At 68.0% G+C, this 11,111-nt stretch carries 6 protein-coding genes; 3 read left to right on the top strand and 3 right to left on the bottom strand.

The window, feature by feature from the left end; genetic code table 11:
- Nucleotides 1–36: 36 nt before the first annotated feature.
- On the top strand, nucleotides 37–1,170 hold the full coding sequence (locus tag GCU42_RS02300) for an acyl-CoA dehydrogenase family protein (protein ID WP_114228030.1): 1,134 nt from the start codon (nucleotides 37–39) through the stop codon (nucleotides 1,168–1,170).
- On the opposite strand, the gene GCU42_RS02295 is transcribed toward GCU42_RS02300, so the two are convergent.
- On the bottom strand, nucleotides 1,167–2,840 hold the full coding sequence (locus GCU42_RS02295; protein WP_240309487.1) for an AMP-binding protein: 1,674 nt from the start codon (nucleotides 2,838–2,840) through the stop codon (nucleotides 1,167–1,169). The genes GCU42_RS02300 and GCU42_RS02295 overlap by 4 nt on opposite strands.
- A gap of 113 nt (nucleotides 2,841–2,953) precedes the next feature.
- On the opposite strand from GCU42_RS02295, the gene GCU42_RS02290 reads away from it, so the two are divergent.
- Nucleotides 2,954–4,558, top strand: a complete 1,605-nt coding sequence (locus GCU42_RS02290) for a tetratricopeptide repeat-containing sulfotransferase family protein (RefSeq protein WP_205214990.1) — start codon at nucleotides 2,954–2,956, stop codon at nucleotides 4,556–4,558.
- A 92-nt stretch (nucleotides 4,559–4,650) separates the two neighbouring features.
- On the top strand, nucleotides 4,651–7,224 hold the full coding sequence (locus GCU42_RS02285; RefSeq protein WP_114228031.1) for a TonB-dependent receptor: 2,574 nt from the start codon (nucleotides 4,651–4,653) through the stop codon (nucleotides 7,222–7,224).
- Between the two features lie 48 nt (nucleotides 7,225–7,272).
- Here the strand turns inward: GCU42_RS02285 and GCU42_RS02280 are convergent, their stop codons facing one another.
- Together GCU42_RS02280 and GCU42_RS02275 are read right to left on the bottom strand one after the other, a co-directional pair.
- Nucleotides 7,273–8,538, bottom strand: a complete 1,266-nt coding sequence (locus tag GCU42_RS02280) for an FAD-dependent oxidoreductase (RefSeq protein ID WP_162789249.1) — start codon at nucleotides 8,536–8,538, stop codon at nucleotides 7,273–7,275.
- 1 nt (nucleotide 8,539) lies between these two features.
- Nucleotides 8,540–10,999 (bottom strand): TonB-dependent receptor, encoded by a 2,460-nt coding sequence (locus tag GCU42_RS02275; protein ID WP_162789251.1) that lies wholly within the window; start codon nucleotides 10,997–10,999, stop codon nucleotides 8,540–8,542.
- Nucleotides 11,000–11,111 lie beyond the last annotated feature (112 nt).

Raw genomic sequence — 11,111 nt, 5'->3', positions numbered from 1 at the left:
CTCTAGCCTCTAGCCTGCCCGGCACAAGGAGAAGCCATGCTCGACACCGGCGCGCGCACCATTTTCAGCGAGGACCATGAGGCGTTCCGCGACACCGTCCGCAAGGTGGTCGGCGCACTCGACACCGATCGCCACGAACGCGAGGGCATCGTTGAGCGCGCGGCGTGGCAGGCGGCAGGCGCGGCGGGGCTGCTCTGCCCCGGGGTGCCCGAAGCCTATGGGGGACCGGGGCTCGACTTCAGCTGGAACGCCATTGTCGACGAAGAGGTGGCTTATGCCGGCTCGGCGGTCGGCTGGACGCTGCAGAGCGACATCGTCGCCGATTACATCATCGGCTACGGCAGCGAGGAGCAGAAGCACCGCTGGCTGCCGGGCATGGTGTCGGGCGACACCATCACCGCCATCGCGATGAGCGAACCCGGCGCGGGCAGCGACCTGCAGGGAATGAAGACGATCGCGCGCCGCGACGGCAACGGCTGGCGACTGAACGGCAGCAAGACCTACATCACCAACGGGCAGAGCGCCGACCTGGTGATCGTCTGCGCCCGCACCACCGAGGAAGGCGGCGCGCGCGGGATCAGCCTGTTCCTGGTCGAAGAGGGCGACGAGGGCTTCAGCCGCGGCCGCAACCTCGACAAGATCGGGCTGCACGGCAACGACACCAGCGAATTGTTCTTCGAGGATGTCGCCCTCCCCGCCGATCGCCTGCTCGGCCAGGAGAATGGCGGGTTCGGGATGCTGATGAACCAGCTGCCGCAGGAGCGGCTATCGATCGCGGTGCAATGTCAGGGCGCGGCGCAGCGGGCGTTCGACCTGGCGGTCGAGTTCACCAAGGACCGGAAGGCGTTCGGCAAGACTGTGTTCGAATTTCAGAACACGCGCTTCACGCTGGCCGATATGAAGGCGCGGCTGCAGGTCGGCTGGGCGCATCTCGACTGGGCGATCGCGCGCCATGTCGCGGGCAAGCTCACCGCCGCCGAAGCGAGCGCGGCCAAGCTATGGCATTCGGAAACGCAGTTCCAGCTGTGCGACCTCGCGCTCCAGCTGCACGGCGGCGCTGGCTATATGAACGAATATCCAATCGCCCGGCTGTGGCGCGATGCGCGCGTCGCCCGCATCTACGGCGGGACCAGCGAGATCATGAAGGAGCTGGTCGCGCGCTCGATCTAGGCGGCGGCGCTCATGTCGCGCGCCTGCACCTCGGCGGCGAGCGCCTTGCGGTCGGGCTTGCCGATCATCGTCCGCGGCAGGGCGTCGCGCAGCTCGAGCCCGGCGAGCCGCTCGTGCTTGCCGACATGCTTGGCGAGATAGGCGGTCAGCTTGTCCGCGCTCGCCTGGCAGCCCTCGTTGAGGACGACAAAGGCGTAGGGCCGCTCACCGACGCGCTCGTCGGGCGCGGCGACGACGATCGCCTCGGCAACTGCCGGATGGCTGGCGAGCACCGCTTCGAGCTGGCTCGGGAAGACCTTGAACCCGCCGACGTTGATCATGTCTTTCAAGCGGTCGACGATGCGCAGATAGCCGTCGGGTTCGATCCGGCCAATGTCGCCGGTGCGGAATTCGCCTTGGTCGAGCGGCTCGACGCGCTGCTCGTCGGGGCGCCAATAGCCCTGCATCAGCTGCGGGCCGCTGACCACGATCTCGCCGCTTTGCCCGACCGGGACGTCGCGGCCGTCCTCGCCGACGATCCGCACCAGCGTGCCCGGGAGCGGCTGGCCGACGGTGCCGGCGTGGGCCTCACCGACGTAGGGATTGACCGAGACCACGCCGGCGCTTTCAGTCATGCCATAACCTTCGAGCACGCGGGCGCCAGTCGCCGCCTCGAAACGTTCCTTGAGCGCCGGGGTCATGGCCGCGCCGCCCGAAAACGCCTGCTTGAGCGAGGCGAAGGCGGCGGGCGAGCAAGCGGGGTCGTCGATCAGCGCCTGGAACATCGCCGGCACCCCGGCCATGTCGGTGCAGCGTCGGCGCTTCAAGGCGGCGAGCGCCTCGCGCGCTTCGAACTTGGGCAGCAGCACGATCTCCGCGCCGCCGAGCACCGAGCGGTTGAGGATCGCGGCGATGGCGAAGATGTGGAACAGCGGCAGGCAGCCCAGCACCCGCGCTTGCGTCCCCCGCGGCGTCGGGTCGATCGCTTCGAGCTGGAGCGCGTTGATCGACAGGTTGGCGTGGGTCAGCGCCGCGCCCTTGGGGACGCCGGTGGTGCCGCCGGTAAACTGAATGAGGGCGAGATCACGCTGCGGGTCGACCTTCATTGGTTCAGGCGCACCATCGTTGGCGAGCAGCGCCGACCAGCGGGTGACTCTGGGGTCAATCGGCAACGGCTGGCGCTCGCCACGCTTGAGCAGGCGGAAGCCGAGCGCCTTGGGCCACGGCAGCACCTCGGCGAGGTCGCCGACGATGACGTGGGAGACGGCTTGCTCGTCGAGCAGGCGCTGGATCGGCGGCCACAGCCGCTTGAGGTCGAGGCAGACGATCGCCTCGATCCCGCTGTTGCGGGCCTGGGCGAGAACCTCGTCGGGCGAGTAGAGCGGCGAGAAATTGACCACCGTCGCGCCGGCCAGCAGCGAGCCGTAGAAGGCCGCCGGATAATGCGGGGTGTTGGGCAGGAACAGCCCGACGCGCTTGCCGGCGAGGCCAAGCCTCTGCAGCCCGCGGGCGACATGGCGGACTTGGTCGAGCAGGTCGGTATAGGTCGTGCGGCGACCGTAGAAATCGAGGGCAATTCGCTGCGACCACGCCGCTGCCGCGCGTTCGAGCAGCGCGTGAACGGGCAGCGCGTCGAAGCTGCGCGCCCAGCCGCCGGGATGGCAATAATGCTCGCTCCAGATCGCCGCCACGCGCTTCGTCCCGTTATCGTCTGGCTCTCTGTAACCAAGATAGGTTTCTCAAAGCCTCACGGAAGGTCCGCCCGGCTTGCGCGCCATGTTGCCGGCCTTAAGCATGGCCGCGCATGTCGACCGTCCCTGCCCCGCCCCTGCTCCGTCCCGGCACCGACCCGCGGCTGATCGAGGCGGCATTGGCGCTCAACGGCGACCGGCTCGACGTGGCCGAGCGCACCCTCAAGGCGTTTCTCAAGGAGGATCCGTTCGAGGTCCGGGCGATCCGCATGTTGGCCGAGCTGGCGGCGCGGATCGGGCGAATGGGCGACAGCGAGACGCTACTCCGCCGGGCGCTCGAGATTGCCCCGGCGTTTGTGCCTGCAAGGGCCAACCTCGCGCTCGTGCTCGCCCGGACCGGGCGCGCGGCCGAGGCGCTGCCGCTGCTCGACGCGGTGTTCGAGGCCGAGCCCGACGATATCGGCCACTTTAATCTCAAGGCGGCGACGCTTGGCCGGCTGGGCGATTTCGACGAGGCGATCGCGCTTTACGAGCAGGTGCTGGCGCGGGCGCCCAATCAGCCGCGGGTGTGGCTGAGCCTCGGCCACATGCTCAAGACGGTCGGACGCCAGGCCGAGGGGATCGCGGCCTATCGCCGGGCGATCGAATTGCGGTCGCAGCTGGGCGAGGCGTGGTGGAGCCTCGCCAATTTGAAGACCGTGCGGTTCGACGAGGCCGACCGGACGACGATGGAGCGCATGCTCGATGAGCCGGGCCTCACGCCCGAAGACCGCTTCCAGCTCCATTTCGCGCTCGGCAAGGCGTGGCACGACGCCAAGGAGCCGCCGCGCGCCTTCGGACATTATGCCGAGGCCAACCGGCTGCGGCGCGAGCGGTTGCCCTACGATCCTGCCACGATCAGCACGGCAGTCGACCGGGCGATCGCGGTATTCACGCCCGAGCTTTACGCCGCTGCTGCCGGAAGTGGCTGCCAGGCGCCCGATCCCATTTTCATCGTCGGGATGCCGCGCGCGGGCTCGACCCTCGTCGAGCAGATCCTCAGCTCGCACAGCCAGGTCGAGGGAACGAGCGAGCTGCCCGACCTGCCGGCGGTCGCGCGCGAACTGCTGGGTTATCCCGGCAGCGTCCGCGAGATGGATGCGGCGGCGCGCGAAGCGGCGGGTGCCGACTATCTCAAGCGTGCCGGGGTGCAGCGGCGTACTGCGCGGCCCTTCTTTATCGACAAGCTCCCCAACAACTGGCTCTACGTGCCGTTCATCGCGCTGGTGTTGCCCAACGCGAAGATCATCGACGCCCGGCGCCATCCGCTCGGTTGCGGTTTCGCCAATTTCCGCCAGCATTTCGCGCAGGGGCAGCCGTTCAGCTACGACCTCGCCGACATGGGGCGCTACTATGCCGACTATGTCCGGCTGATGGCGCATGTCGACGCGGTGCTGCCGGGGCGCGTCCACCGCGTGATCTACGAAGAGATGGTCGCCGACACCGAGACGCAGGTGCGCCGGTTGCTCGACGCCTGCGGGCTGCCGTTCGAACCCGCCTGCCTCGAATTCTACCGGACTGAGCGGGCGGTCCGCACCGCCAGCTCGGAGCAGGTCCGGCAGCCGATCTATCGCTCGGGAACCGAGGAATGGCGCGCTTACGAGCCGTTCTTGGGCCCGCTCCGCGAGGCGCTCGGCCCGGTCCTCGACGCCTATCCCGCGGCGCCTTTGCAACGCTGACGTAACAATCGCCTCCGTCTTCTTAGCGAGCCGTTGACTTGCCCGGCGGAATTTGGCCGATTGCGAGCCTGTCGATCTGCAGGGGGCATTCTGTGACCGGTCGCGCGCTTCGCACGCTTATTCTCGCTTCCACCGCGCTGGCGACGCCGGCCTTCGCCCAGCAATCGGGCGCCGCCGGCGGAGTCAACAACACTCCGCCCACGCCGCAGCAGCAGAGCGCCTCCGCCGGGCAGAGCGAGGACCCGACCGAGATCGTCGTCACCGCGCAGAAGCGCGAAGAGAATCTGCAGAACGTTCCGGTCAGCGTGCAGGCGATCGGCACCCGCCGCCTCGACCAGCTCAACATCTCGAACTTCGAGGATTACACCAAGCAGCTGCCGTCGGTCAGTTACCAGACCGCGCAGCCAGGCCTCACCACCGTTTACATGCGCGGCGTCGCGACCGGCGGCGACGGCAACCACTCGGGCTCGCTGCCGAGCGTCGGCACCTATCTCGACGAGCAGCCGGTGACGACCATCGGCGGCACGCTCGACGTCCATATCTACGATGTCGCCCGGATCGAGAGCCTCGCCGGACCGCAAGGCACGCTCTACGGCGCGTCGAGCCAGGCCGGCACCATCCGCATCATCACCAACAAGCCCGACCTGCGCGCGACCTCGGGCCGGATCGACGGCGAGATCGACAGCGTCGCGCACGGCGGGGTCGGCGGCAAGCTCGAAGGGATGATCAACATTCCCCTCACCCGCAACATCGCCTTCCGCGGGGTCGCCTTCTACCAAAAGGACGCGGGCTACATCGACAATGTGTTCGGCCAGCGGACCTATTACGTCTACGCCGACGGCATCCCGACCGTCACGGTGAACAACCGCAACCTGGTCAAGAAGAACTTCAACACCCAGCGAACCTATGGCGGGCGCGCTGCGCTCAAGATCGACCTCGACGAAAACTGGACCGTCACCCCGACGATCATGCACCAGGATCTCAAGGCCGACGGCGCCTTCTTCTACGATCCCAAGCTCGGCGACCTCAAGATCGACCGCCTCTTCCCCGAAGTGCGCAAGGACCGCTTCACCCAGGCCGCGCTGACGGTCGAGGGCAAGGTCGGCAATTTCGACGTCACCTATGCCGGCGCCTACCTTCACCGGCCGACCTTCACGAGCAGCGATTATTCGGATTACGCCGACGCCTACGACCAACTCTACGCGGCCTACGGCGGGCTCGGTTACTTCTATTACCAGGATGCGGCGGGCAACAATATCGACCCGCGCCAGCACATCGACGCGACCGACAATTTCAAGAAGATGAGCCATGAGCTGCGGATCGCCAGCCCGCAGGGCAATCGCTTCCGGGTGATCGCCGGCGCCTTCATGCAGCGGCAGTCGAACGACATCTTCCAGAACTACATCATCGACAATCTGGCGCCGCAGCTGTCGGTCAACGGCCTGCCCGGCACGCTGTGGCTGACCAAGCAGAAGCGCGTCGACCGCGACTATGCGCTGTTCGGCGAGGCGAGCTTCGACGTCTCGCCCAAGCTGACGGTGACCGCCGGCGGGCGCGTGTTCCGCTACAACAACTCGCTGTTCGGTTTCTTCGGTTTCGGTCGCGACCCGGCCTACTTCCAGGGCGCCGACGACAATCCGCCGCCGAACGGCGCGGGGAGCACCCGGACCGGCGTCGCCGGCTGCTACACCACCAGCGGCGACAGCCTGCGCGACAGCCAGAGCAACGGGACCGACACCACGCTGATCACCGCGGGCGCCATTCCGGGCACGCCGTGCACCAACCTGGCCGACTATGTGAACGGCAAGCTGGTGCCCAAGCGTGCCAAGGGCAGCGGCTTCATCCACCGCCTCAACGCGCAATGGAAGCCGGCGCAGGGCGTGATGTTCTACGGCACCTGGTCGCGCGGCTTCCGCCCGGGCGGGATCAATCGGCGCGGCACCCTGCCCCCCTATGACCCCGATTATCTGAGCAATTACGAACTGGGGTGGAAGCTGACGCTTGGCCAAGGCTGGCGCTGGAACGGCGCGGTCTACCACCAGAAGTGGAACAAGTTTCAGTTCAGCTTCCTCGGCGCGAACAGCTTCACCCAGATCCAGAACGGCCGCAACGCGCGGATCAACGGGGTCGAGACCGACGTGAGCTACGTCGGCGGCGGGTGGACGCTCAATGCGTCGGGTGCCTACACAGACGCCAAGACCAAGGGCATCATCTGCTCCGACGTCGCCGACTTGACCGCCGACTGCAGCGCGAGCTTCGTCGCGGCGCCGAGCGGGACCCGGCTGCCGATCACTCCGCGGTTCAAGGCCAACGCCACGGCGCGCTACAGCTGGCCGGTGTTCGGCGATGCCAAGGCCCACCTCCAGGGCGGCGTTTCCTACCAGAGCTCGGCGCCCGCCACGCTGCGGACGCAGATCCAGCTGGTCGGGGCGCCCCCGACCCTGGTCAACCCGCGCGATTTCCTTGGCAATTTGCGCGCCTTCACCTTGTTCGACCTCGCCGCGGGCTTCGACTTCCGTCGCTGGAACATCGAGCTGGTGGCGCAGAACGTCTTCGACAAGCGCAACGACCTCAGCCGCTTCACCGCCTGCTCGAGCTGCACCCGCGTGCTGGTGGTGCCGGGAACCCCGCGGACGATCGGGCTGCGCGCCGGGCTTAAGTTCTAGCGCGGGCGGCGACAGGCCACGGCGGCCCGTCACCCCTCACCATCCGCGTCAGTGAACGGCGCGGGCCTGGTTGTCCTGCTTGCTGTCGAGCCTTAAGCGCGGGTCGAGCCGCGGCCCGCCCGTCACGAGCGAGGCGGCGAGGCGGCCGACTTCGGGGCCATGCTTGAAGCCGTGACCCGAGCCGCCGCCGACCAGCACGGTGTCGCGCCACAGCGGGTGACGGTCGATCAGGAAATCGCCATTCGAGCTGTTCTCATATTGGCAGACTTCGGCGGAAAGCAGCGGCGCGTTGCGGAGCAGCGGGAAGCGCCGGTCGCGATAGGCTGTCACCTCGACCAGCGCGGCCTCGGTCGGCCGGCGGCTCTGCGTGTCGGGATCGACTTCGACGCCATGCGCATCGTGGGCGAACTTGACCCCGCGCCCCTCGAGATCAGGAAAGCCGTAAAAGATGTCGCCGCCGTTGAAGTCGGCCCAGCCGGGCATGGCCGCGGGCTCGAACCGCGGGTCGGCGTCGGGCGGCGCGAAATAGAAGACTTCCTGACGGGTCGCGACGATCTTCCGCGCCAGCAGGTCAGGCAGCAATTTCGGCAGCCAAGGCCCGGCGGCGAAGACGAAGCGGTCGGCCTCGAGCAGCGAACCGTCGCTCAGGTGGAGCTGGCCAAGCTGGTCGCCACTTGCTCGCGGCGGCATTACGCGCGCCTGGCGGTAGTGGCCGCCGGCAGCGACGAAGCCCTGCACTAGCGTCTGTACCGCCCGCCGCGCCATCAGCGCGCCGAACTGCGGCTCGAACAGGCCGGCGACGATCCCGCTGAAATCGATCATCGGGAACCGGCAGGCGAGCGCAGCCGGCTCGAGCAATACGCTGGGGATGCCGAGCTGGTGATGCGCGGCGATACTGTCGCGCAGATAGGCCTCTTCGCGCGGGAAGAAGAACAGCACGCCGCATTGGTGGAGGATGGGCAGCCCCGCGACGTTGCTCAGCCGCTGCCACTCGGCGAGGCTGGCGAGCGCCATGCGGCTGTAGACGAGGTCCTGGCCATAAGCGGCGCGGGTCAGCCGGCTTTCGCCCCCCGACGAGGCGCGGCTGTGGGCCGGCCCGGCGGCGTCGACCAAAGTGACCTGGTGACCGGCGCGGCGAAGATACTCGGCGGTCCACGCCCCGAACACGCCCGCGCCGACCACCGCCACCCGGGCCGCGCTGCCACGCGGGGCGGCGCGGAGCACGCCGGGCGCGCCGACCGCGCCGCCGAGCAAGGCCAGCGCGTCCCGGCGGCTGGTCGCCGGCCCGGTCCCGCGCTGGCGCTTGCGCGTCACCTCACTGGCCGAACTTGAAGCGGGCGGTGATCCCGATCGTGCGCGGCTGGCCGATGTTGTACCCGATCCGCGCCCGCGCCCCGCGCTCACGGTCGAGCGACAAAAGCGGCTTCTTGTCGAACAGGTTGTTGGCGAACAACTGGACCTCGATCCCGCGGGTGAGGGTCACGCCGGTCGAGACGTTGACCAGCGTGTAGGCGGGCAGCTTGAACGAGCCGAAGTCGTTGACGCCCGAGCCGTACGCGCCCGTGCCGGGATCGTAGAAGAGCGCGTTGGGGACCAGCGCCGCGCCCGGCTCCTGGTCGCCGGGCTGGGTGAAGCGGCTGCCGATCCGCTGGACGCTGGCGGTGGTGAACCAGTCGCGCCCGTCGCCGAGCGGGACGGTGTAGCTGCCGGTGGCGGCGAGCTGGTAGCGGGGCACCGTCGGCAGGCGATTGCCGTCGCGGATGCCGGCGATCACGACCCCGCTGGTGGTGGTCACGCTGCTGTCGAACTTGGCGTCGGTCAGGCTGCCCGCGAAGGACAGGTCGAAGCCGGCACCGAGGCGCGCGTTCAGTTCGGCCTCGATGCCCTTGGCGTGGGCCTTGGGCACGTTGAACACCACGCGCGACGAGCAACTGCCGGCGTCGGCGGTGACCTGGAGGTTCTTGATGTCGTTGTAGAAGGCAGCCGCGTTGAAGGTGATGCCGTGGCGGCTGTATTTGACGTTCGCCTCGTAATTCCACAGCGATTCATCGCGGTAGGTCGGGCGATTGCCGAAGGTCAGCGCATCGACCCCGGTCGCCCCACCCGAGCAGAGCGGGATGTTGAGCGGATCGTTGACGCCGCCCAGGCGGAAGCCCTTGGCGGCCTGGAGATTGACGCTGAGCGCGCGGTTCGGCTGCCAGGTGACGATCCCGCGCGGGCTGAAGCCGTTGGACTTGGTCTTGTCGCCGATGCGGGTGTCGCCGTTGGCGAAGATCCCGCCAGAGATGAAGTCGCGGGTTTCCTTGAAGTCGTAAAGGCGGCCGCCGGCGGTCAGCTTGATCTGCCCGAACTTGTAGCTCGCCTCGCCGAACAGCGCTTTCTGCTTGATGACGTAGGGGATCGACGAATTGTACGGCGAGTCCGGCGCGAAGCCGTTGCGGGTCTGCGCGACGGTCACGCCGGGCGCGGCGACGTTGAGGAACAGCTGGCTGTAGACGTCCGAGCCGGGGGTCGGCAGCAACTGCTGATACTTGCGGTCGACATGGCTGGAGAAGCCGCCGACCACCCACTGGAACGGGCCCGCGCCGGTCGAGCCGAGGCGCAGTTCCTGGGTCCACTGCTTGAGGTCGGTGGTGTCGCGCAGGTTTGACGGCAGGTTGGCGCCCGGCGCGGCGAGCGCGGTCGCCCCGGCGAACGAGACATAGACCGAGCCGGTCAGCGCCGAGGCGTCGCGGCTGACCAGGATGTTGCGCTTGATGTAGCTGGTGACCGAGGTCAGCTCGACATTGGGGCCGAGCGCCGCGCTGGCGGTGAGGTCGGCAAGCAGGGTCTTGTCGCGGAAGGCTTCGCGCAGCTTGAGATATTGCTGATACTCGCCGAGCCGCGGCTGCGAGGTGGTGAACTGGTTCGAGTAGAGGTTGTAGCGATCCTCGCGGTTGAAGCCGTTGGCCTTGACCTTCTGGTAGACGATCCGAGGGGTGAGCTTGATGCCCGGCGCCGGCTGCCACAGCAGCGAGGCGCGGGTGCCGACGCGCGAGCCGTCGTTAACGTTCTTGCCCGCCGCCGGGCCGATGGCGTCGATGAAGCCGGGATATTTGGTGCCATAGGCCACGATGCGCGCGGCGGCCGTCGGGCCGAGCGGCACATTGATCGCGCCCTTGACGTCATAGCCGCTGCCGCCGTGCGCGACATGGTTCACGCCGACCTCGACCTGGCCGTCGGTGTGGCCGAGGCGCGGCTGGTTGGTGATGTAGCGGATGGTACCGCCGACGCTGCCCGAGCCGAACAGCGTGCCCTGCGGCCCGCGCAGCGTCTCGACGCGATTGAGGTCGAACAGGTCGAAGTCGGGTGTGAACAGCGACAGCGAGACGACGCTTTCGTCGAGATAGACGCCGACCTGCTCCTTCACCCCGGGCTGGTCGCGGACGATCTGGCCGGCGGAGACGCCGCGGACCGACACCTGGCTCTGCCCCGGCCCGAGGTTCTGGACGGTGAGGCCGGCGACGTTGCGCGAGAGATCCTCGACCGTGGTCGCATTCGACCGCTCGATCTGCTGCTGGGTCTGGGCGTTGATCGAGAAGGGCACGTCCTGGACGGTCGACGCGCGCTTGGTCGCGGTGACGATGACCTCGGCCGGCTCAAGATCTGGGCTGGTCGCCGCGGTGGCCTGATTGGCAGCCTGCGCCTGCGCCTCCCCGACCGTCTGCGCCGCCGCGGGCATCGCGAAGGCGCCGAGCGCCGCGCCGATCAACAGGTGCTGCTTGAGGCTAATCATGTCCTGTCCCCCGATTTTTGTGCAGGTGCGAAGAGATTATGCCTCCGCGCCGTGGAGGTGAAGGCTCGTCGCTCCAAAATGAAACGGTTCCGTTACAACTGTGGTAAACGGG

Origin of the sequence: Sphingomonas ginsengisoli An et al. 2013, assembly GCF_009363895.1 — a bacterium.
In the GTDB taxonomy this organism is placed as follows: Bacteria; Pseudomonadota; Alphaproteobacteria; order Sphingomonadales; family Sphingomonadaceae; genus Sphingomicrobium; species Sphingomicrobium ginsengisoli.
This window is presented reverse-complemented; position numbering and strand designations above follow the sequence as displayed.